Annotated in this window: 17 protein-coding genes and 1 pseudogene; 11 read left to right on the top strand and 7 right to left on the bottom strand. The window is 60.6% G+C overall.

Features of this window, described 5'->3' with window-relative positions; genetic code table 11:
- Positions 1–92: 92 nt before the first annotated feature.
- The 7 genes from ACM6IQ_RS09600 to ACM6IQ_RS09630 all read left to right on the top strand — a co-directional run bounded on the left by ACM6IQ_RS09600 (position 93) and on the right by ACM6IQ_RS09630 (position 5,675).
- Positions 93–1,082: an alpha/beta fold hydrolase gene (locus ACM6IQ_RS09600; protein WP_017337460.1), complete on the top strand. Its 990-nt coding sequence runs from the start codon at positions 93–95 to the stop codon at positions 1,080–1,082.
- A gap of 121 nt (positions 1,083–1,203) precedes the next feature.
- Positions 1,204–1,695 carry a ribonuclease E activity regulator RraA gene (gene rraA, locus ACM6IQ_RS09605; RefSeq protein WP_017337461.1) on the top strand — a complete coding sequence of 164 codons (492 nt, stop codon included), beginning with the start codon at positions 1,204–1,206 and terminating at the stop codon, positions 1,693–1,695.
- A gap of 26 nt (positions 1,696–1,721) precedes the next feature.
- Positions 1,722–2,717 (top strand): zinc transporter ZntB, encoded by a 996-nt coding sequence (locus tag ACM6IQ_RS09610; protein WP_017337462.1) that lies wholly within the window; start codon positions 1,722–1,724, stop codon positions 2,715–2,717.
- Positions 2,718–2,780: 63 nt separating this feature from the next.
- Positions 2,781–3,029, top strand: a complete 249-nt coding sequence (locus tag ACM6IQ_RS09615; protein ID WP_007944521.1) for a hypothetical protein — start codon at positions 2,781–2,783, stop codon at positions 3,027–3,029.
- Between the two features lie 2 nt (positions 3,030–3,031).
- Complete coding sequence (locus ACM6IQ_RS09620; RefSeq protein ID WP_008027407.1) at positions 3,032–3,856, top strand: mechanosensitive ion channel family protein; 825 nt, start codon at positions 3,032–3,034, stop codon at positions 3,854–3,856.
- A gap of 86 nt (positions 3,857–3,942) precedes the next feature.
- Positions 3,943–4,533: an RNA polymerase sigma factor SigX gene (sigX, locus tag ACM6IQ_RS09625; protein WP_017337463.1), complete on the top strand. Its 591-nt coding sequence runs from the start codon at positions 3,943–3,945 to the stop codon at positions 4,531–4,533.
- Between the two features lie 107 nt (positions 4,534–4,640).
- Entirely contained in the window at positions 4,641–5,675 is a 1,035-nt protein-coding gene (locus ACM6IQ_RS09630; RefSeq protein WP_414878604.1) for an OmpA family protein, read from the top strand.
- Between the two features lie 114 nt (positions 5,676–5,789).
- Here the strand turns inward: ACM6IQ_RS09630 and cobA are convergent, their stop codons facing one another.
- The 7 genes and pseudogenes from cobA to ACM6IQ_RS09665 form a co-directional block, all read right to left on the bottom strand.
- A complete protein-coding gene (cobA, locus tag ACM6IQ_RS09635; RefSeq protein ID WP_414878605.1) occupies positions 5,790–6,557 on the bottom strand; it encodes a uroporphyrinogen-III C-methyltransferase in 768 nt (255 codons plus the stop codon).
- A 10-nt stretch (positions 6,558–6,567) separates the two neighbouring features.
- Positions 6,568–9,285 (bottom strand): molybdopterin-dependent oxidoreductase, encoded by a 2,718-nt coding sequence (locus ACM6IQ_RS09640; protein WP_414878606.1) that lies wholly within the window; start codon positions 9,283–9,285, stop codon positions 6,568–6,570.
- Between the two features lie 20 nt (positions 9,286–9,305).
- A pseudogene (locus ACM6IQ_RS09645) lies at positions 9,306–10,505 on the bottom strand (NAD(P)/FAD-dependent oxidoreductase); the annotation flags it as partial.
- A gap of 330 nt (positions 10,506–10,835) precedes the next feature.
- A complete protein-coding gene (locus ACM6IQ_RS09650) occupies positions 10,836–12,509 on the bottom strand; it encodes a bifunctional protein-serine/threonine kinase/phosphatase (RefSeq protein WP_017337468.1) in 1,674 nt (557 codons plus the stop codon).
- A gap of 7 nt (positions 12,510–12,516) precedes the next feature.
- Complete coding sequence (locus tag ACM6IQ_RS09655; protein ID WP_414878607.1) at positions 12,517–13,728, bottom strand: nitrate/nitrite transporter; 1,212 nt, start codon at positions 13,726–13,728, stop codon at positions 12,517–12,519.
- 252 nt (positions 13,729–13,980) lie between these two features.
- On the bottom strand, positions 13,981–14,556 hold the full coding sequence (locus tag ACM6IQ_RS09660) for an ANTAR domain-containing response regulator (RefSeq protein WP_017337471.1): 576 nt from the start codon (positions 14,554–14,556) through the stop codon (positions 13,981–13,983).
- 15 nt (positions 14,557–14,571) lie between these two features.
- Positions 14,572–15,783, bottom strand: coding sequence for a CmpA/NrtA family ABC transporter substrate-binding protein (locus ACM6IQ_RS09665; protein ID WP_414878608.1), 1,212 nt, complete (start codon positions 15,781–15,783; stop codon positions 14,572–14,574).
- Between the two features lie 177 nt (positions 15,784–15,960).
- On the opposite strand from ACM6IQ_RS09665, the gene ACM6IQ_RS09670 reads away from it, so the two are divergent.
- The 4 genes from ACM6IQ_RS09670 to ACM6IQ_RS09685 are packed head-to-tail and all read left to right on the top strand — an operon-like array spanning position 15,961 to position 21,578.
- The gene (locus ACM6IQ_RS09670) at positions 15,961–16,740 is read left to right on the top strand and encodes a helix-turn-helix domain-containing protein (RefSeq protein WP_414878609.1); all 780 of its coding nucleotides are present in this window, start codon (positions 15,961–15,963) and stop codon (positions 16,738–16,740) included.
- A 4-nt stretch (positions 16,741–16,744) separates the two neighbouring features.
- Positions 16,745–18,400 (top strand): type III secretion system outer membrane ring subunit SctC, encoded by a 1,656-nt coding sequence (gene sctC / locus ACM6IQ_RS09675; RefSeq protein ID WP_414878610.1) that lies wholly within the window; start codon positions 16,745–16,747, stop codon positions 18,398–18,400.
- On the top strand, positions 18,397–19,503 hold the full coding sequence (gene sctW, locus ACM6IQ_RS09680) for a type III secretion system gatekeeper subunit SctW (protein WP_414878611.1): 1,107 nt from the start codon (positions 18,397–18,399) through the stop codon (positions 19,501–19,503). The genes sctC and sctW overlap by 4 nt, the downstream gene beginning before the upstream one ends.
- A gap of 23 nt (positions 19,504–19,526) precedes the next feature.
- Positions 19,527–21,578 carry an EscV/YscV/HrcV family type III secretion system export apparatus protein gene (locus ACM6IQ_RS09685; RefSeq protein ID WP_017337476.1) on the top strand — a complete coding sequence of 684 codons (2,052 nt, stop codon included), beginning with the start codon at positions 19,527–19,529 and terminating at the stop codon, positions 21,576–21,578.
- The last annotated feature ends 3 nt before the right edge of the window (positions 21,579–21,581 follow it).

Consider the following 21,581-nt stretch of genomic DNA (forward strand, 5'->3'; position numbering starts at 1 on the left):
TCGTGAATGAAGCCTCGGTCGAGTGGCCGGGGCTTTAAGATTCAAGTAGGGCGGGCTCCTCTGGATGCCGCCCTTTTTTGTGCAAGAGCATTATGCAAAGCAGCAGCAACCTATTTCCTGTCGCCCTGATCAGCGCCGAGCGGCGCGGCGATCTGAGCGAAGACGTTTATCGTTTGAAACCCGGCAACAGTCCCGATGGTACTGTGGAGTTGGCCGTGACCCGATTGGGCATGGCGGATGAGCCCGCGCACGGGGGCGTGCCGGTGATTCTGTTGCACGGCAGTTTTTCCAATCGACGGTTCTGGTTTTCTCCCAAGGGGCTGGGACTCGGGGCTTACCTGACACGCCTGGGATTCGATGTATGGATTCCGGAAATGCGCGGCCATGGCCTGTCCCAGCGCAACCAGAACTACCGCAAAAACCGCGTCGCCGATTACGCTCGTTACGATCTGCCAGCCATCGGCGCGTTCGTGCGTGAGCAGAGTGGCCAGGTCCCGCACTGGATCGGCCACTCGCTGGGCGGGATAACCCTGGCGGCGGCGCTGGGTGGCGAGTACATCGGTGAACCGGTGGTGGCCTCTGCGGCGTTCTTCGGCACACAAGTCAGTCGCACCTACTGGCCGTTGAAGATCCCGCCGGTTGAGTGGAGCGGGCGCTTCATTCTCAAGCGTTTCGCCCAGCTGTCCGGGTCACGGCTCAAGCGCGGCCCGGAGGACGAGCCGATTGGCCTGGCCCTGGAAAGCATGCGCTGGTACGGTCTGTTCGGACGCTTTGGCGATGCCGACAAGGACTGGTGGGCCGGATTGGCCGATGTCCGCTTGCCCGTGTTGGCGGTGAGTGCGGCGGGCGACCATCAGGATCCCGCGTGGGCCTGTCGCAAGTTGTTTGACCAGGTGGGCTCCGAGCACAAGCAGTTCATCAACCTCGGTCGCGAACAGGGCTTTGGCGACAACTTCGGCCACGTGGAAATGCTCGTCAGCAAAGCGGCGCAGACTGAGGTCTGGCCGTTGGTGGCGCGCTGGTTGGCCGATCAGCACACGCCGTTGTCGGGAGACAAGCCGGATTTGGCCGCGGCAGTCTGAGCCTGATGCTCTATCAAGGGCATTTCGCTCTGATCGGCTTGCGGCTAAGATATGACGCATTGAGCTTTTCCGGTCACTTTGCGACATCCTCGATTGTCTTCCTCTTTACAGGAGTTTCTCGATGAACCATTACATCACGCCTGACCTGTGCGACGCCTATCCTGAACTGGTGCAAGTGCTGGAGCCGATGTTCAGCAATTTCGGCGGCCGCGATTCCTTCGGTGGCGAAATCGTGACCATCAAGTGCTTCGAAGACAACTCGCGCGTCAAGGAGCAGGTCGAGCTCAAGGGCGATGGCAAGGTGCTGGTGGTCGATGGTGGTGGCTCCCTGCGTCATGCGTTGCTGGGTGACATGCTGGCCGAGAAAGCCGCGAACAACGGTTGGGAAGGGCTGGTGATCTACGGTTGCATCCGCGACGTCGATATCATCGCGCAGACCGACCTGGGCGTTCAGGCCCTCGCCAGCCACCCGAGGAAATCCGACCGGCGCGGGCTCGGCGACCTCAACGTGGTGGTGACCTTTGCCGGTGTGACGTTCCGTCCAGGCGAGTACATCTATGCGGACAACAACGGCGTGATCATCTCGCCAAGTCCGCTGAAGATGCCTGAATAAACGTTGAGCCAGGCAAAGGGGTGAGGATGTTCGAGGAAGACAACGCGCAGTGGGGGCTGGTGCATGCCCTGGTGCTGGATGGTAAAGGCGGTGCGCGTTCGATAGCCCGGACTGAACTCGATGATTTGCAGCTGCAGGCGCACGAAAGCCTGTGGCTGCACTGGGATCGCAGTCACCCGCAAACCCAGACCTGGCTGCGCAAATCCAGCGGCCTGAGTGAATTCAGCTGTGATCTGTTGCTGGAAGAAAACACCCGTCCGCGTCTCTTACAGCTTTCCGACAGCGAACTGCTGCTATTTTTACGCGGCGTCAATCTGAATCCGGGTGCGGAACCGGAAGACATGGTGTCGGTGCGGATTTTTGCTTCGGCACAGCGGGTGATTTCTCTGCGTCTGCGCCCGTTGCGCGCCACTGATGAATTGCTGGTGCAGCTCGCCGAAGGCAAAGGACCGAAAACTGCCTCCGAACTCATCCTTTATATGGCTCAGTACCTCACCAACAAGGTGCAGGATCTGGTCGGCTGCCTCTCGGAAGTGGTCGATGAGGAAGAAGAGAAGCTGGATACCGACGAACGGTATACACCCGAACATGACTCCATTTTGCAGATCCGTCGGAGGGCGGCTGCGCTGAAACGTTTCCTGGCACCGCAGCGGGATATTTTCGGACAGCTGACGCGGATAAAACTACCCTGGTTTGTCGAAGATGACGGCGATTACTGGAACGAATTGAACAACAGCCTGACCCGCTATCTTGAGGAGCTGGAGTTGACCCGGGAGCGCGTGGGGCTGGTCCTGGAGGCCGAAGACCGGCGATTGAGCGTGCGCATGAACCGCACGATGTACCGCTTCGGGATCATCACCGGGATCTTTTTGCCGATGAGTTTCCTGACCGGTCTTTTGGGTATCAACGTGGGGGGAATTCCGTTCTCTGCCAGCCCCTACGGCTTCCTGATTGCCTGCCTGATGATGGTTTCGGTGGCACTGGGGCAGTGGTGGTTATTCCGACGTTTGCGCTGGGTCTGATGATGAGCCATGTGACCCGTGCAAATCTGGCCGCGTCTTTCACAGACATCACGAGAGGTGCGTATGCACGATCCGTTTGAACAGTCTTTGCGCGACATGCTGAACGCCTCGCCGTCCACTCGGGACGACGATGCGTGTCTGGGCCGTGTCCTGAAAACCGCCAATCGCCAGGTCGGCGCCGGTGATCTTTTCAGCCTGCTGGGCCGCTGGTTGCCCGCGCTGATGATCGCCCTGAATAACGGATCGGCGCACGTTTCGCCGGTTTCCCGTCACCGTAAACCTACCGTTCGCACTGCTGATAAGGCTGATTGAATATGGAACTTGATCTCTGGACTCAGAGCCTCGTCACTGCAATGACTGCGTTATGGACCAAGGTTGCGAATTTCATTCCGAACCTGTTCGGCGCACTGGTCGTGCTGCTGTTGGGTTTCGTCGTTGCGAAACTTTTGGATACTTTGCTGTCGAAGTTGCTCGCCAAGCTCGGTCTCGATCGCTTGATGGGCGGCACCGGTCTGACAAAATTGCTGTCCCGGGCCGGCCTTCAAGTACCGATTTCGACGCTGATCGGTAAAATCGTCTACTGGTTCGTTCTGCTGATTTTTCTGGTTTCGGCCGCAGAATCCCTTGGACTTGAGCGAGTTTCAGCTACGCTGGACATGCTTGCTCTGTATTTGCCGAAAGTTTTCGGCGCTGCGTTGGTGCTGCTGGTGGGTGTTTTACTGGCTCAACTGGCCAATGGGCTGGTGCGTGGCGCGGCAGAAGGCGTAGGGCTGGATTACGCTGCAGGGTTGGGGCGAATTGCCCAGGGCCTGGTCATTATCATCAGTATTTCGGTCGCGATCAGCCAGTTGGAGGTCAAGACTGACCTGCTGAACCATGTGATCGTGATCGTATTGATAACCGTTGGTCTGGCGGTTGCGCTGGCCATGGGGTTGGGAAGCCGGGAAATTGCCGGCCAGATTCTTGCGGGAATCTATGTGCGTGAGTTGTATCAGGTTGGGCAACAAGTGCGTGTTGGCGAGGTCGAAGGTCAGATCGAAGAGATCGGCACGGTTAAAACCACATTGCTGACCGATGAGGGTGAGCTAGTCTCTCTCTCCAATCGGATCCTCCTGGAGCAGCATGTGAGTAGCCGCTAACCCGGCAAACCCTGCTAATGTATGCCGCCGCAAAATGCCCTGAAGGGCTGCGGCGGACATTGACCTGACTGTCGGCCCGACTTGTTTTGAATAAAGCTCAATCGCTCTCCACGCGCTACGACCCCCGCGAGCTCTCTGATGAGGAGTTGGTCGCGCGCTCGCATACCGAGCTGTTTCACGTAACGCGCGCCTATGAAGAATTGATGCGGCGTTACCAACGAACATTATTTAACGTCTGTGCACGATATCTTGGGAACGATCGCGATGCAGACGATGTCTGTCAGGAAGTGATGTTGAAGGTGCTGTATGGACTGAAGAACTTCGAGGGGAAATCGAAGTTCAAGACATGGCTATATAGCATCACGTACAACGAGTGCATCACGCAGTATCGGAAAGAACGGCGAAAGCGTCGCTTGATGGACGCTTTGAGTCTGGACCCCCTCGAGGAAGCGTCTGAAGAAAAGGCGCCGAAACCCGAGGAGAAGGGCGGACTTGATCGCTGGCTGGTGTATGTGAACCCGATTGACCGTGAAATTCTGGTGCTACGATTTGTCGCAGAGCTGGAGTTTCAGGAGATCGCAGACATCATGCACATGGGTTTGAGTGCAACAAAAATGCGTTACAAACGCGCTCTAGACAAATTGCGTGAGAAATTTGCAGGCATTGCTGAAACTTAGTTCGGCGCAAATATCTCTTACGTGTAGGCAAGTTCTGATAGACTTGCCGCCGAGTTGTCCCCCGGTTTGCGGGACTGCTTCACAATCACCAGATGGGGATTTAACGGATGAAACTGAAAAACACCTTGGGCTTGGCCATTGGTTCTCTTATTGCAGCCACTTCGTTCGGCGCACTGGCACAAGGCCAAGGCGCAGTTGAAATCGAAGGCTTTGCAAAGAAAGAGTACTACGACAGCCAGCGCGATTTCAAAAACGACGGCAACCTGTTCGGTGGTTCGATCGGTTACTTCCTGACCGACGACGTTGAACTGCGTCTGGGCTACGACGAAGTGCACAACGTTCGTAGCGAGTCGGGCAAGAACATCAAGGGCTCCAACACCGCCCTGGACGCTCTGTACCACTTCAACAACCCAGGCGACATGCTGCGTCCGTACGTATCTGCTGGTTTCTCCGATCAGAGCATCGGCCAGAACGATCGCGGTGGTCGTAACGGCTCCACTTTCGCCAACGTTGGCGGCGGTGCCAAGCTGTACTTCACTGACAACTTCTACGCCCGTGCCGGCGTTGAAGCTCAGTACAACATCGACCAAGGTGACACCGAGTGGGCTCCAAGCGTCGGTATCGGTGTGAACTTCGGTGGCGGCTCCAAGCCTGCAGCCGCTCCAGTTCCAGCACCAGCTGAAGTCTGCTCCGACAGCGACAACGACGGCGTTTGCGACAACGTTGACAAGTGCCCGGACACCCCAGCCAACGTAACTGTTGACGCTGATGGCTGCCCAGCAGTTGCTGAAGTTGTTCGTGTAGAGCTGGACGTTAAGTTCGATTTCGACAAATCTGTTGTTAAAACCAACAGCTACGGCGACATCAAGAACCTGGCTGACTTCATGAAGCAGTACCCATCCACCACCACTACTGTTGAAGGTCACACTGACTCCGTCGGTCCTGACGCTTACAACCAGAAACTGTCCGAGCGTCGTGCAAACGCCGTTAAGCAAGTTCTGACCAACCAGTACGGTGTTGAATCGTCCCGCGTTCAGTCTGTTGGCTACGGCGAATCCCGCCCAGTTGCTGACAACAAAACTGAAGCTGGTCGCGCTGTAAACCGTCGCGTAGAAGCGCAGGTTGAAGCTCAAGCTAAGTAATTAGCCCGCAGCTCTGAGAAAAGCCCGGCTTAGGCCGGGCTTTTCTTTGCCTGCGATTTGGGTTCCAGCATTGGATCTGCGGCGTGGCGAAAAGATCGCAGCCTGCGGCAGCTCCTACAAGGATGTACGCAGGGCCAATGTAGGAGCTGCCGCAGGCTGCGATCTTTTGATCTGCTCGTCAGCCGCCACCGCGCCAATCACCAGAATGGCCGGGCTTTTCAGCTCAAAGGCGTAGGCATCTTCTTCCATCGCCGTCAGATCGCTGCGGCATTCCCGCTGGTGTGGCAGGGACGCGTTTTCAATCATCGCCACCGGTGTATCTGCCGCCATCCCGCCAATCAGCAACTGCTCGCGAATTTCACTCAGCTTCGCCACGCCCATATAAACCACCAATGTCGTGCCGCCTTGGGCGAGGGCTTGCCAGTTCAGGCTGCTGCCATCCTGAGTGTGGGCCGTCACCAGCGTCACACCGCGCGCAACGCCCCGTAGCGTCAACGGAATATCGCATTGCGTTGCACCGGCGAGTCCGGCGGTGATGCCATTGACCAGCTCGACATCGACCCCGCGCTCGCGCAGCCACTGGGCCTCTTCACCGCCGCGACCAAAAATGCACGGGTCGCCGCCCTTGAGCCGCACCACGCATTTGCCCTGACGGGCATAACGCAGCATCAATCGATGAATGAACGCCTGAGGCGTGGAGCGACAGCCACCGCGTTTGCCCACGGCAATGATTCGCGCCCGTGGACAATGCTCCAGCACCGCTTCGTTCACCAGATCGTCGATCAACACCACATCGGCTTCGCTCAACGCTCGAACAGCCTTGAGGGTCAGCAATTCCGGGTCGCCAGGACCTGCACCCACCAGCCAGACTTTTGCGTTCATAGTGTTTTCCTCACGAGATGACGGCGATCGGCTGCGCAGTGGCGGCCAACAAACGCTTTATTTCCGGGACGCAGGAGCCGCATTGCGTGCCGCAGCCCAATTCTTGTTTCAAACCTTGCAAGTCCAGGCCTCGACGGATGCCGGCGCAGACCGCGTTCTGGCTGACGTTTTTGCAGTTGCACAGGGTTTTGGTGCCGGCGGCCGGGGCGCTGGCGTTACCAGGCGGCGCGCTCAGCGGTGCAAGCAGCCAGCGCCGCAGTTGCTGGTCGACGCGACCTTCGTGCCAGAGGTCCTGCAGCCAGTGCTGGGCGAGGGTTTCGCCAGCGAGACGAATCGAGGTAATTCGGCCGTTCTCGATCCGCACCCGTTTACCGATGGAGCGCCGAGGGTCGTCGTAGGCCAGTACCGGACCCTCGTTGAGCCTCAGGCAGTGGTCGATATCACGCAGTAATTGCGGGTCTGGCGCTGTGGCGCTGGAAGCGCGTATGAGCAGCGCGGGGCGTTCACGGCCAACAAGGCTGAGGCTGGCGTAGGAAAACGCCTCGCAGAGTGGTCGTAGCGTCTCAAAATGCTGTTGGATATCGCCCTCGACCAAGGCGAAAAGGTTCCAGGGCAGGTTTACCGGGTCAACTCTTACTCCGGTGTGTTTGAGTTCCGGTTGTTTCGACAATGGATCAAAAGCCGGTTGGGTGATCGAATTGACACCACCCTTCAGGAAGCGATCGCCCCAGTGCATGGGCAGGAAGGCCTGGCCAGGACGCACACTGTCGTCACTGCCGACGGCAACAATGAGCGCGCCGCGACGGCTTTTCAGGCTGACCAGCTCACCGGGTTGCAGTCCATGGCGGTGCAGGTCATCCGGGTGCAGGCTCAACACGGCTTCACTGACATGACCGAACAACTGCGCGGCCGTACCGGTGCGGCTCATGCCGTGCCATTGATCGCGCAGGCGGCCGGTGATCAGGGTCAGCGGGAATTCCCCATCACGTTGTTCCCGGGCGGCAAGATACGGATCGGCGATGAACCGGGCGCGTCCGCTGGCGGTCGGGAAAATACCGTCCACGTACAATCGGGTCGTACCTTCACTGGCGTTTGCAGGAAATGGCCATTGCTGCGGCCCGAGACGGTCGATCAGCTCATGGCTGATGCCGGACAAGTCCAGATCACGGCCGCGAGTCAATTGCTTGTACTCATCGAAGATCTGCGCCGGGGTCTCGAACGCAAACAGACTGGCTTGATCGGGACGCAGATGTTTTTCCAGGCGCTGTGCGAAATCTACCGTGATCGCCCAGTCGGAACGCGCTTCACCGGGGGCGACAATCGCACGGCGGACATGGGAAATCCGCCGTTCGGAATTGGTGACCGTCCCTTCCTTTTCACCCCAGCTGGCGGCAGGCAACAGCAGGTCGGCGAACGCGGCGGTTTCGGTGGTGCGAAAGGCTTCCTGCAACACCACGAACGGGCAGGCTTCCAGCGCTGCGCGCACGGCGGTCTGGTCCGGCATCGATTGCGCGGGGTTGGTGCAGGCAATCCACAGGGCTTTGACGGTTCCGCTACGAACCTGCTCAAACAGCTCGATCGCGCTGAGCCCGGTGCGTTCAGGCAATTGGTCAACGCCCCAGTAGGCGGCCACTTCCGCGCGGTGCTCGGCATTGGCCGCTTCGCGATGGCCGGGCAGCAAGTTCGACAAACTGCCAGTTTCCCGTCCCCCCATGGCATTCGGCTGGCCGGTCAGGGAGAAAGGTCCTGCACCCGGACGGCCAATCTGCCCGGTGGCGAGGTGAAGGTTGATCAGCGCGCTGTTTTTCGCGCTTCCGGCGGTGGACTGGTTCAAGCCCATGCACCACAACGACAGGAAACTCGGCGAGGTACCCACCCACTCGGCACATTGTTGCAGTTGTTCAACGCTGATCCCGCACAGCTGCGAAACCATTGGTGGCGTGTAATCGCGAACCAGGTCTTTCAGTTCGGCCAGCCCTTCGGTGTGGGCCTTGATGAAATCGCGGTCGATCCAGCCTTCCCACAGCAACAGGTACAAGATCCCATGGAACAACGCGACATCGGTGCCCGGAAGAATCGCCAGATGCAGGTCAGCCAAGTCGCAGGTGTCGGTGCGACGCGGGTCGATGACGATGACTTTCATCTGTGGCCGGCGGGATTTTGCCTCTTCGAGGCGCCGAAACAGTACCGGGTGGGCGTAGGCCATGTTGCTGCCGACGATCATCACGCAGTCGCTGGATTCCAGGTCTTCGTAGCTGCATGGCGGTGCATCGGCACCGAGGCTGCGCTTGTAGCCGACCACTGCCGAGGACATGCACAACCGCGAATTGCTGTCGATGTTGTTGGTACCGACCAGTGCTCGCGCCAGTTTGTTGAAACTGTAGTAATCCTCGGTCAGCAGTTGCCCGGAAATGTAAAACGCCACGCTGTCCGGGCCGTGTTCGGCGATGGTTTTGGCGAAGACGCTGGCAGCGTGATCAAGGGCCGTGTCCCAATCGGTGCGGCTGCGGGCCAGGCCCTTGCCGAGGCGCAGTTCCGGATACAGCGCTCGGGCCGCGAGGTCACCGGTCAGGTGCAGGGTCGAACCCTTGCTGCACAGTTTGCCGAAGTTGGCCGGGTGGGCCGGATCGCCGTTGACGCCGAGGATGCGCTCGCCGTCATGCTCGATCAGCACGCCGCAGCCGACTCCGCAATAGCAGCAGGTGGAGGCGGTGATCTGGCGGTTCATCAACTGGCTTCCTTCAAGGTTTCACCAAACATCAGGTGATCGCGGCGCTCGCCGATGTCCTGGTTCTCACGAATCTGCCGGAAGTACCAACCGCCATCTGCCGTATCGCCGTACAGGCAGGCCCCGACCAGCACGTCATCCTTGATGACCAGCTTCTTGTAAATCCCGCTGATGGGGTCGGAGAGGGTGATGGTTTCGGTGCCTTCGCCGCCCATGAAGTCGCCGGCGGAAAACAGGTCGATGCCGGTGACTTTCAATTTGGTCGAGGTCACCGAGCCCTTGTAGGTGGCGAACCCCAGCCGGGCGAGATGGTTGGCGCAGACCCTGGCCTGTTCGAACAGCGGCGCGACCAGGCCATAGGCGATGCCACGGTGGCTGGCGCATTCGCCGATGGCGTAGACCCGCGGATCGTAGGTTTGCATCGTGTCGCTGACCAGAATCCCGCGATTGCAGGGGAGGCCGGACTTTTCCGCCAGTTCGCTCGCAGGGCGAATGCCGGCCGCCATCACCACCAGATCGGCGGGAATGATGTCGCCATTGTGGAACTCGACCGAGCCGACCCGGCCATTGCCGGCATCGTGCAGGGCCCGGGTTTGCTCGCGAAGGCGAAACTTCAGGCCACGAGCCTCAAGCGCGGTTTGCAGCATTTGGCCGCTGACGTTGTCCAGTTGCCGCTCCAGCAACCACTCACCGTTGTGCACCACGGTGACGTGCATGCCGCGCAGCATCAGGCCGTTGGCCGCTTCCAGACCCAACAGGCCGCCGCCGATGACCACGGCGTGCTCGTGGGTTTTGGCGGTGTTGATCATGGCCTGGGTATCGGCGATGTCGCGGTAGCCGATCACGCCATGCAAAGTGTTGCCGGGGATCGGCAGGATAAACGGAGTCGAACCGGTGGCGATCAGCAGGCGGTCGTACTCGGCCTCGGTGCCGTCGTCGGCGATGACCCGGCGTTTGACCCGGTCGATCTCCACCACTTTGCGGTTGAGCAGCAACTTGATGTTGTTGTCGAGGTACCAGTCCAGGTCGTTGAGCACGATCTCTTCGAAGGTTTGTTCGCCGGCCAGTACGGGCGACAGCATAATGCGGTTGTAGTTGGTATGCGGTTCGGCGCCGAAGACGGTGATGTCGTACAGCTCGTTGCTCAGCTTGAGCAACTCTTCCAGGGTCCGAACCCCGGCCATGCCATTGCCGATCATCACCAGGTTTAGTTTTTTCATCAGGTTCTCCGGGTGCTCGGAACACATTTCGCGCAAACAAAAAAAGGCGTCCCGCTAGTTGCCTAGCGAGGACGCCTTTGTCCTGGTCCCGTTACTTCGGGAAGCGCATCCTTCGTCTTTGAAGGCTGGGCTTTATGTAAGTTGAAAGAGGTAATGCAGTGGTTGTGCCAAGTTATTCAAGGAAGGGATTTACGGGGCTGCGGGAGGGCATTTGAGGAACCGATTCAAATTTTCTGCACTGATTAGAGGCGGCTTGCCCGGTACTGGAGCATGCGAACCTGTGGCGAGGGAGCTCGCTCCCGCTCCCTCGCCACATAGGATCTGTTCGAATCAGGATGAATGGAGAACCAGAAACAACAGCACCAGATTTACCAGCAACGACCCCAGCGCCAACGTCCGCCAGACTTTCACCGGCTCGCGTTCCAGCAAAGGCCTTGGCCGCACACTCAAACTGCGCCGCTCGCCCTGTTCCAGTACCAGCAACCATTCTTCCGCCGTTTCATATCGCTCATCCGGGTTCGCCGCCACCGCGCGCTCCAGACTTTGCGCGATCCACTCGGACAGGTCGGGCCGGTAGCGACTGGCACTGACCGGTGCACCGAACCGCGGTCGCTGGAACGCTTCGATTTCGCCGTAGGGATAATGCCCGGTGAGCAGGAAATACAAGGTCACGCCGACCGCATACAAATCCTGTTGCGCCGACGGCGGATCGCCGCGAAAGGCTTCCGGCGCGATATAACTGGGCGTTCCAGGCAGGGTCGAGGCCTGGTCTTCAGACAGACCGGGGCAGTAGGCGAGGCCGAAGTCCAGCAGGCGCAGCTCGCCGTCGTCCCCCAGCAGCAGGTTTTCCGGTTTGATGTCGCGATGGAGAATCTGCCGGCGATGCAGCATGCCGACTGCCCGCAGCAAACGTTCCGCCAGGTCCTGCCATTGAGCCATGGGCAACATTGCGTTTCGCGCGCTCAGTTGTGCCAGGGTAGACCCGGAATATTCACGCATCACGTAGTACAAATGCTGACGCTGATGGGCGGCATGGACTTCAGGAAAATGCCGGCCGGCCACACGCTTGAGAAACCACTCTTCCGACAGCAATGCCTGCCCGGCCAGGTGATCGTCGCGCAGTGCCGCGGGCAAGGTTTTCAGCAGCCAGGGTTGTTGCTGAGCGTCGCGCACCCGGTAAAGCAGGGACTGCTGGCTCTGCCCGAGTATCGTTTCTACCTGCCACCCCTCAAAGGACTGGCCCGGTTTCAGCGCCGGCGGCAGTGGCCATTGCTGCAGATGAATCAGCGCGTCGCCGATACTCGTTTCACCGAGTGCGTCGACCCGCACCAGCAAAGCGCTGGCATTGTCCTGACTGCCCGCAAGATGCGCGGCACTCACCAGGGTGTGTGCCGCGCTGCGCAGATCCGGTTGATCGCGCAGGATCGCCGCAATCGCGGTGTCACCCAGCACAGCCCAGATGCCATCGCTGAGCAGCACGAAACTCTCATCCTGGCGCAACTCGCCATCGAGAAAATCCAGCACCAGATGCTGATCGAGGCCCAGCGCCCGTTTGAGCACATGCTGCATGCCCGGTTGGTCCCAGACGTGGTCTTCGCTGATCCGTTGCAAGTGATCGGCGTGCCAGCGATAAACCCTGCAGTCACCGACGTGCGCCAGGGTAAATCGCCTGCCGCGCATGACCAGGGCACTGACGGTCGTGAGCAGCGGTTGCCCACCGCCATTGGCCTGCAGCCAGCGATTCTGTGCCAGTAGCAGGCGGTCCAGTGCCTGGGCGACGCCCCAGGTTTCCGGGGTGGCGTAATAGTCCAGCGCCAGCGCCTGCAAGGTCGAACGGGCGGCGAGCCCGCCATCGGCGCACTGGCTGACGCCGTCGGCGATGGCGAACAGGTAGCCCTTGCTCGCCGCCAGCGCCGGCGCGGGAGTGACCAGGCGCAGGGCGTCCTGATTCTCCTCGCGCGGCCCCATGGCGCTGGCTTCGGCGAAACTCAGTTGCAGGCTCATTCAGCCCTCACACCCGCGCGGCGGTGACGGCCGCGGAGCCCCAGGTGGTCCTCCAGCGACGTTTCACGCCGTGCAGGCCGAACCAGGCGAGGACGCCAAGACTGGCGAACAACCACAGGGCCAGTTGATAGCTGCCGGTGCTTTGCTTGATCGCACCCATGCCCGCCGCGAGGGCGAAACCGCCGATGCCACCGGCCATACCGATCAAACCGGTCATCACGCCGATCTCACGACGAAAGCGTTGTGGGACCAATTGGAAAACAGCGCCGTTACCCGCACCCAGACCGAGCATGGTGCACACAAAAAGTGCCAGCGCCGCATAGGAACTCGGCAAGTTGAAACCCACCGCCGCAATGCAGATCGCCGCCACCGTGTACATCGCCAGCAACGTGCGAATCCCGCCGAAACGGTCCGCCAGCGCACCACCCAAGGGACGCATCAGACTGCCGCCAAACACGCAGGCCGCCGTGTAGTAACCGGCGGTGACCGGGCTCAGGCCATATTGGTCGTTGAAGTAGCCGGGCAGGGCGCTGGCCAGGCCGATGAAGCCGCCGAAGGTCACGCTGTAGAAAAACATGAACCACCAACTGTCACGGTCACCCAGGGCCTTGAAGTAGTCGGACATCGACTTGGCTTTCGGCCGTTCAGGGGCATTTTTGGCCAGCCAGGCGAAGACGATAATGGTCAGGATCAGCGGAATCAGGGCGAAGCCGAACACGTTGCTCCAGCCAAACGCTGCGGCCAGCACCGGAGCGATCAGCGCAGCGAGCACAGTGCCCGAGTTACCGGCCCCGGCGATGCCCATGGCCTTGCCTTGATGCTGCGGCGGATACCACTGCGACGCCAGCGGCAAGGCCACGGCGAAGGACGCACCGGCCATGCCGAGGAACAGGCCCAGCAACAGCGCTTGTTCATAAGTGTGGATGCCCAGTTTCCAGGCGCCGAACAGGGCGCAGATGACGATCACCTGGCCGATCAGCCCGGCGGTTTTCGGCGACAGGCGATCGGCGAGCATGCCCATGATGAAGCGCAATACGGCGCCCGCCAGAATCGGCGTGGCAACCACCATGCCGCGTTGTTGGGTGGTCAGGTGCAGGTCGGCGGCAATTTGCACCGCCAATGGGCCGAGCAGGTACCAGACCATGAAACTCAGGTCGAAATAGAGGAAGGCCGCGAACAATGTCGGGGTATGGCCGGATTTCCAGAAGCTTGAATTCATCGCGCACCTCAGCTGTGAGTCGTCTCGAGAAGGAGTCATGAGCTTGCAGGTGGGGCGCCGCAACGGCCGCACCACCGGCCCCGGGCTGTGGGGCCAAAACAAAAAAACGCCGCCACCGGATTCGCCTTGGGCAAATGAGGTGAGCGACGTCTTTGTCGTAGGTGGGGCAACCGCCGTTGGTTACCTGTAGCGGTTACCTAGCGAGATCTGTGCCACATCATGAATTGTGGCGAGGCTGCGATCTTTGCTTTGTCAGCCCAGCAACTCACTCATGGCAATAATCTGCTCCGCCACCTGAATCAACTTCTGCTGCCGGCTCATGGCCTGGCGGCGCATGAGGGTGTAGGCCTCTTCCTCGTTGCAGTCTTTCATCTTCATCAACAATCCCTTGGCCAGCTCGATGCGCTTGCGCTCGGCCAGTTGCAGGTCGCGGGCGTGCAGCTGGGCGCGCAGGGCCTGGTCGCTTTCGAAGCGCGCCATGGCCACGTCGAGAATCGGCTGCAAGCGTTGTGCGTGAATGCCTTCGACAATGTAGGCGCTGACCCCGGACTTGATCGCCTGGCGCATCACATCGGGGTCATGTTCGTCGGTAAACATCACGATCGGCCGCGGCTGGTCGCGGGATACCAGCACCACTTGCTCCATCACATCGCGGCCCGGTGACTCGGTATCGATCAGGATGACGTCCGGACGCACCGTTTCGACGCGCGCGGGCAGGTCGATGGTCAGGCCGGATTCGTCGATCACCTCGAACCCGGCTTCGGTCAGGGCCGCTTTCAGCCGGCCGACTTTCTTCGCGGTGTCGTTGATCAGCAGGATACGCAACATGTTCGCAGTCTCCTGTCAGCGGCTGGCGAGTAGGGGCGAGCTGTCGCTCATGGCGTGCAGCTTGAAGCTGCGGGCATAACCGGCAGGGTCGCAACCGTCCCAGCGTTTGCCGTCGATCAACTGGCTGCTGCGCATTTCCTCGCCCGACGAGGCAACACCGACGGCGGCCGCGGCCTCTCGATACAAGTCTAGTTGCTGGACCTGACGGGCCACCGCGAGGTAGTCCGGGTCGTCGCGCAACAAGCCCCAGCGGCGGAACTGGGTCATGAACCACATGCCATCGGACAGGTACGGCAGGTTGACCGCGCCACCGCCATGGAAGCGCAATGCGTGCGGATCTTGCCAGTGATTGCCGAGGCCGTCGTTGTATTCGCCGAGCAGGCGCGGTTCGATGCAATCGAGCGGTGCATCGAGGTAATCCGGAGCGCTTAACAGCTGCGCGGTGCTGCGGCGATTCTCGACGCTGTCTTCGATGAAACGGCTGGCTTCCAGAATGGCCATCACCAGTGCCCGGGCGGTATTGGGGTATTGCTCGACAAACGCACGGGTGCAACCGAGGACTTTTTCCGGATGGTCGGGCCAGATCGACTGGGTCGTCGCCATCGTGAAGCCGAGCTGCTGTTTCACCGCGCTGGCGGCCCAGGGCTCCCCGACGCAGAACCCGTCGATACGGCCCGCTTGCAGGTGCGCGACCATCTGCGGTGGCGGCACCACCACGTTGTCGACGTCGTGCAACGGATGAATGCCCTGGCTTGCCAGCCAGTAGTGCAGCCACATGGCGTGGGTGCCGGTCGGGAATGTCTGGGCGAAGGTGAGTTTTGGGCGAGTTTGGTGCACGTGACGGTCCAGTGCTTCAGGACCGGTCACGCCGAGCGCCTGCAAGCCATGGGAAAGGTTGATGCTCTGGCCGTTCTGATTCAGGCCCATCAACACCGCCATGTCGGTGGCCGCGACGCCACCGATGCCCAGGTGCACGGCGTATATCAGGCCGTAAAGACTGTGGGCGGCGTCGAGTTCGCCGCTGACCAGTTTGTCTCGCAGGTTGGCCCAGGAGGACTGGCGCTTGAGGTTCAAGGTCAGTCCATAGGGCTGGGCAAAACTCTGGGTGGCGGCGACCACCACCGAGGCGCAGTCGCTCAGGGCCATGAAACCGAGGTTGATGTCGGTCTTTTCCGGGGCGTCGCTGCCGTTGACCCAGGCCAACGGGCCGGCTGATGGTTCGTTCATCGCATCTTCACCTTGCAAAAAAAAGCGTCGTCCCGGGTCCTCGCATGAGCAAGGCCGGGTGACGACGCCATTGTCCTGGCACTCATCCCGCCGTTGGCATGAGTGCTGATACCTCAATGGGTGCAAGGCATATGCCAGCCCGGTGTTCATCAGTTTTCCATCAGGACTTGCCGCGCCATGTCTTTCATCCTGCCGACCCTTCATCGTCAGGCTGCAAAGGAGGTTGGCGTGCAAACCGAATCATTTCATGCCCCCACATTCCCGGAGGCTCGTTCCGGCGAGCGGGTGTTGCATCTGCGTGTCAGCGAGTCGACCGACCTGCTGGGTTCGGCGCAGTGCCACCGGTTGCCCGGTGGTTGGGAGGGGCTGATCGCGGTCAGCGAGGCGCTGCAAATGCGCGGTGGCTGTGTGCAGGTGCTGCCGCTGTCCGAAACACGGCTGGTGAAACTGCAGGTCTTTTTCGATCTCAGTGACACGTTGACGGAGCAACGGCCGGGCCATGCGCCGTGGGCGCTGTTGCCGGTCACGTACGAGACCGTTCGGTCGGAGCGCGCGCTGGAGCGCTGGTACATCGGGCAGGCCATGAGCGCAAGTCCGGCCTACCACGCTTTCGCCAGCGTGCTACGTCATACCGAGAGCTACGGGCTTGTGCGATTCCTGCTGGAGCAGGGCACCCGCAGTGAAAAACTGAGCGACCTGGCGCAACGCTATGGCGTTTCCGTATCGCACTTTCGTCGATTGTGCCGACAGGCGCTGGGCAGTGCGGCAAAGCCTGCATTGCGCGGCTGGCGCACGGCCCAGGCGCTGTTGAACATGAGTCTGCGGGACTGCTCGCTAACGGATGTCGCGCTGGAATTCGGCTTTGCCTCTTCTTCGCATTTCTCCAAGGAAATCCGCGAACTGGTGGGCTTCACGCCCAGCAGTCTTGCCGATATCACCTACCTTCCAGGCAAGTGAGCCGATGAACCGCCGATCGTTCTCCTTATCCCTTTTGCCCGTCTGTCTGGCCACGGTGTTGCTGCTCGCACCCTTTGCCGCACAGGCCTCTGTCTATAATTTCGAGGCCCGCGAACAAAGCGCGCGCACTTTTTTCAGCGAGCTGTCCGGCCCGCTGGGCAAGCCGGTCATCGTCAGCAAGGCCGCTGCGGCCAAGCGGATTTCCGGTACGTTCGACCTGCTCGCGCCGCAACGCACCTTTGAGCGAGTCAGCGCGCAAATGGGCCTGATCTGGTACAGCGATGGTCAGGCGATTTATCTGTATGACGCCCCGGAACTCAAAAGCGCGATGGTGTCGCTGCAAACCCTGACCGTGGCGAAGCTGCAGGCGTTCCTGGAACGCTCCGGGTTGCACGATCGCCGTTATCCATTGCGCCACGATGGCCTGCGTACGTTCCATGTCTCCGGCCCGCCGATGTATGTCGATCTGGTCACGCAAGCGGCCGGCCTGATGGATAACCAGCGCTCGGAACTGTTGCTGGGCAAGCAGCAGATCGGCGTCATCCAGGTGCGAAACACCTTTGTGAGCGACCGCAAATACGAGTTGCGTGATGACAAGGTGACGATTCCCGGGCTGGCCACCGTGATTGAGGCCTTGCTGCGCGGCGAACGCAACGGCGTCGAGCCCGCGGTGGCGCACGTCCCGGCACAGCGACCGCAGGGCATGATGCCGGCGTTTCCTTTGGAAGGCCTGGCGAGCTCCCCTTCGGATCAGGACCCGTCCGCGCCGCGAATCCTCGCGCGCGACACCGCTGCCGGGAACATTCGGGTCGTGGCCTATCCCGACACCAACAGCCTGTTGGTCAAGGGGTTGCCGGAGCAGGTGCGTTTTATCGAGAACCTGGTCAGTGCGCTGGACACGCCCAAACGCCACGTGGAGTTGTCGTTGTGGATCATTGATCTGCACAAGGATGAGCTCAATCAGTTGGGCGTCAATTGGCAAGGCGTCGTGAATTCGGGCGGAAAATTCAGCGCGTCGCTCAACGCCGGCTCGGCGACCACGCTCGATGGTGCGTCGTTCGTCACCCAGGTCATGGCGCTGGAGCGCACGAGCCGGGCGAATGTGGTGTCGCGACCGGTGATCCTGACCCAGGAAAATGTGCCGGCGATTTTCGACAATAACCGCACCTTTTATGCGCCGCTGGTGGGCGAGCGCAGTGTTGATCTGCAGCACGTGACCTACGGCACGCTGGTGAGCGTATTGCCGCGTTTCGCCCAGGCGGACGAGATTGAAATGTCGCTCAATATCGAAGACGGCAACGAAATCGAGAACCCGGGCCAGGGTGAGCGGCCCAGCGCTCTGCCGACAGTCGGCCGCACCCGCATCAGTACGGTGGCGAGGGTGCCGCCGGGCAAGAGCCTGCTGGTGGGCGGTTTCACCCGCGATGACCACGGCGAACAGATTGGCCGGATACCGGTGCTGGGGTCGATTCCGTGGATAGGCCGGCTGTTCAGTTATCGGCAGAGTCGCTCGGCGAATACCGTGCGGGTCTTCCTGATTCAACCCAAGGAAATTCGCGACACGCTGGAGCCGAACGCCGTTGAACCGGCTCCACAGTTGCTGACCCCGGAACAGCACGAACGTTTGCGCCGTTCCTATTTTCGGGCGGCAATAAAATGATCCTGCCAGCGATTTCCAGCGGTGGGCGCGCGGCCCAGGCGCGGCTGAATGCCGAGAAGGCCGCCGAGCATCCGCAGCCACAGGCGACGGCGGAGACTGATCTCGACGACAGCGGCACGGCTGCCGTCCTGCAGCGTTTCGTGCAGATCAGCGATGAAATGTCGGCGGCATTGGCGCAGTTTCGTGGCCGTCGGCAGTTCGAACTGAAGTCCGACACCTTGACCGACAACTTCGAAAGGGTCCTGGACGACGACACCGTGCCCAAGGTTCGGCAGATTCTCAGCCTGGCACGGCTCGGCGACAAACCCATCAGCTGGTTGCTGCAAATGGCGCGGAAGCTGTTTGCCGATGACAGCGATCTGGCGTTGGTGCTGCGAGAACTGTTGCGCCGTAAAAAACTCGAGAAAAGCACCCGTCAGCGGCTCGAAACCCTTTTGCAGACGGTGGTCGCCCAGGCGTCTCCCAAGCGCATGAACGCCGGCATCAACGCCGCGCTCAAGGCCAGGATGTTCGGCGCGAGCATGGCTGTGCGCGCCGCGCTGTTGCGCGAAACGTACCGGGATTTTCTCGAGTCCGATGAAGGGCCGGTCAGCTGTTATCAGGACTGGATTGCGCTGTACGGCCCACTGCAACGCACGAATGTACTGGCCTTCATCGAAGCGGCGCTGCTCACCGATATCAGCGCCCAGGACCCGAGTTGCTCGCGCGCAGAGTTTGGCCAACTGCTGGCCCGGCTGAATGGCCTCAAGCGCCTGCGTTCAGCCGATGGTCTGTTCATCGGCGGCCTGCTGGGCGATGAACTGATCTGCCGGCACAACCCCGATGAATCCGACTGGCTGGTGTTCCTGTTCGGCCTGTTGACCTGGCCCGATGAGCTCGACCAGTTGTTGCTCGGCGTGCTCGGTGAGCGCGTGCTGCTGAGCCTGCACCGTGAGCGCTCGACGCTGCTGCAGACGGTGCGCCGGTTCAGCCTGCAGTTGCCGTTGCAACTGTTTGCCGATGAAGAGGCGCCGCTGCGCCTGGCGCGACAGTTTTCGCTGCTGGCCGACGTTGCCTACACCCACGAATGCATTGAACAGCGTCGTCTCGGCGGTTGCTCATGACTTTTTTCCGGAACTGACCTGCCATGTTCAATGTGTTTTTGCGCAACGTCAGCGCTCGCCCGGAGCTGCTGATCCTGACTCTCATGGTGATGATCATCGCCATGCTGATCATTCCGCTGCCGACGGTGCTGGTGGATTTTCTCATCGGCCTGAACATCGTCATTTCGCTGCTGGTGTTCATGGGCTCGTTCTACATCGAACGCATCCTCAGCTTCTCGACGTTCCCGGCGCTGCTGTTGCTGACCACCCTGTTTCGCCTGGCACTGTCGATCAGTACCAGCCGCTTGATCCTGAGCCAGGCCGATGCGGGCGAGATCATCGCGTCCTTCGGCGAGTTCGTGATCGGCGAAAGCCTTGTTGTGGGCTTCGTGATCTTTTCGATTGTCACCATTGTGCAGTTCATCGTGATCACCAAAGGCTCGGAGCGGGTCGCCGAAGTCGCGGCGCGCTTCTCGCTGGACGGCATGCCGGGCAAGCAAATGAGCATCGACGGCGACCTCAAGGCAGGCGCCATCACGGCCGAGGAAGCCAAGGAAAAACGCAGCGTGCTGGAGCGTGAAAGCCAGCTGTATGGCTCCTTCGACGGCGCGATGAAATTCATCAAGGGCGATGCGATCGCCGGCATCATCATTATTTTCGTCAACTTCATCGGCGGCATGGCCATCGGTGTCGGGCAAATGGGCATGGACATGTCCACGGCCCTGTCGACCTACACCTTGCTGACCATCGGCGATGGCCTGGTCGCACAGATTCCGGCGCTGCTGATCGCCATCGGCGCCGGCTTCATCGTGACCCGCGTCAACGGCGACGACAGCAACCTGGGGCGCAACATGCTGGCCCAGATGCTCGGCAATCCGTTCGTGATGGGCGTCACCGCGCTGCTGGCGGTGGGTGTCGGTCTGCTCCCCGGGTTCCCGCTGATGACGTTTCTGCCGATTGCCGCGGTGCTGGCGCTGGTGGTGTTCATCCGGCATCGAAAGGCTTCCAGGGGCACTGTTGACGGTGAGAGCCGTGTTGCAGCCACCGAGCAGGATGTGCTGCAAACCGGGTCGGGATTGCTCGATGACGTCGATAACATCGCCACAGAGACCATCGCCTTGATGTTGCTGGTGCCCACGTCGCAACTGGCTGCGCTGAACAAAGCCCGTTGGGCGGCGCGCTTTCGCAGCCAGTTTTTCGTCGACTACGGCTTGCGGATACCCGAACCGCAGTTCCGCGCGAGCGAGGCGTTGCCGGCTCATCAAGTGGCGGTGCTGATCAATGAAGTGCGTGCCGAGCAATTCGATATCCATTTCGATCACTGGCGTCTGCTCGACTATTCGCCGGACCTCGAGCCCCTGGGTTTTGCCCTGGTGCGCGGCAACGACAGCAATCGCCTGGGCGGTGTCTGGGTCAACGCCGTCGACAAGGAGCGAGTGCAACAGTTGGGCTATCAACTGCGCCCGGCAGACGAGGAGTGCTACCGCTGCCTGGTCACGTTGCTGGCGCGCAATATCCAGGAGTTTTTCGGCGTGCAGGAAACCAAGCAACTGCTCGACGAAATGGAAGCGAAATATCCCGACCTGCTCAAGGAAGTCTATCGCCATGTCACGGTGCAGAAGATCGCCGAGGTCCTGCAACGCCTGATCGGTGAGCGCATTTCCGTGCGCAACATGAAGCTGATCCTGGAGTCGCTGGCCCACTGGGCGTCACGGGAAAAGGACGTGCTGGCGCTGGTCGAACACGTTCGCGGAGCGATGGCGCGCTACATCAGCAACAAATTCGCCCACGGCAATGACTTGCGCGTCCTGCTGCTATCGGCGGAATTCGAAGAGGTAGTACGCCGGGGCATCCGGCAAACCTCGGGCGGCAGTTTCATCAACCTGGAGCCGGCCGAGTCGGAAGAGCTGATGGACCGCCTGAGCGTCGGCCTGGACAGCCTGCACATCGCGCACAAGGACATGGTGCTGCTGTGTTCGGTCGATGTGCGGCGCTACATCAAGAAACTGATCGAGGGGCGTTTCCGGGAGCTGGACGTGATGTCGTTCGGCGAAATCTCCGAGACCATCTCGGTCAATGTCATCAAGACCCTCTGAGGA

This window comes from Pseudomonas sp. IT-P100 (assembly GCF_949767185.1).
Lineage (GTDB): Bacteria > Pseudomonadota > Gammaproteobacteria > Pseudomonadales > Pseudomonadaceae > Aquipseudomonas > Aquipseudomonas fluorescens_B.

Bases quoted from the DNA above. Each gene is read 5' to 3' on its own strand.
- ACM6IQ_RS09600 (WP_017337460.1), top strand. From the start codon at position 93: ATGCAAAGCAGCAGCAACCTATTTCCTGTCGCCCTGATCAGCGCCGAG.
- rraA (WP_017337461.1), top strand. From the start codon at position 1,204: ATGAACCATTACATCACGCCTGACCTGTGCGACGCCTATCCTGAACTG.
- ACM6IQ_RS09610 (WP_017337462.1), top strand. From the start codon at position 1,722: ATGTTCGAGGAAGACAACGCGCAGTGGGGGCTGGTGCATGCCCTGGTG.
- ACM6IQ_RS09615 (WP_007944521.1), top strand. From the start codon at position 2,781: ATGCACGATCCGTTTGAACAGTCTTTGCGCGACATGCTGAACGCCTCG.
- ACM6IQ_RS09620 (WP_008027407.1), top strand. From the start codon at position 3,032: ATGGAACTTGATCTCTGGACTCAGAGCCTCGTCACTGCAATGACTGCG.
- ACM6IQ_RS09630 (WP_414878604.1), top strand. From the start codon at position 4,641: ATGAAACTGAAAAACACCTTGGGCTTGGCCATTGGTTCTCTTATTGCA.
- cobA (WP_414878605.1), bottom strand. From the start codon at position 6,557: ATGAACGCAAAAGTCTGGCTGGTGGGTGCAGGTCCTGGCGACCCGGAA.
- ACM6IQ_RS09640 (WP_414878606.1), bottom strand. From the start codon at position 9,285: ATGAACCGCCAGATCACCGCCTCCACCTGCTGCTATTGCGGAGTCGGC.
- ACM6IQ_RS09650 (WP_017337468.1), bottom strand. From the start codon at position 12,509: ATGAGCCTGCAACTGAGTTTCGCCGAAGCCAGCGCCATGGGGCCGCGC.
- ACM6IQ_RS09655 (WP_414878607.1), bottom strand. From the start codon at position 13,728: ATGAATTCAAGCTTCTGGAAATCCGGCCATACCCCGACATTGTTCGCG.
- ACM6IQ_RS09660 (WP_017337471.1), bottom strand. From the start codon at position 14,556: ATGTTGCGTATCCTGCTGATCAACGACACCGCGAAGAAAGTCGGCCGG.
- ACM6IQ_RS09665 (WP_414878608.1), bottom strand. From the start codon at position 15,783: ATGAACGAACCATCAGCCGGCCCGTTGGCCTGGGTCAACGGCAGCGAC.
- ACM6IQ_RS09670 (WP_414878609.1), top strand. From the start codon at position 15,961: ATGTCTTTCATCCTGCCGACCCTTCATCGTCAGGCTGCAAAGGAGGTT.
- sctC (WP_414878610.1), top strand. From the start codon at position 16,745: ATGAACCGCCGATCGTTCTCCTTATCCCTTTTGCCCGTCTGTCTGGCC.
- sctW (WP_414878611.1), top strand. From the start codon at position 18,397: ATGATCCTGCCAGCGATTTCCAGCGGTGGGCGCGCGGCCCAGGCGCGG.
- ACM6IQ_RS09685 (WP_017337476.1), top strand. From the start codon at position 19,527: ATGTTCAATGTGTTTTTGCGCAACGTCAGCGCTCGCCCGGAGCTGCTG.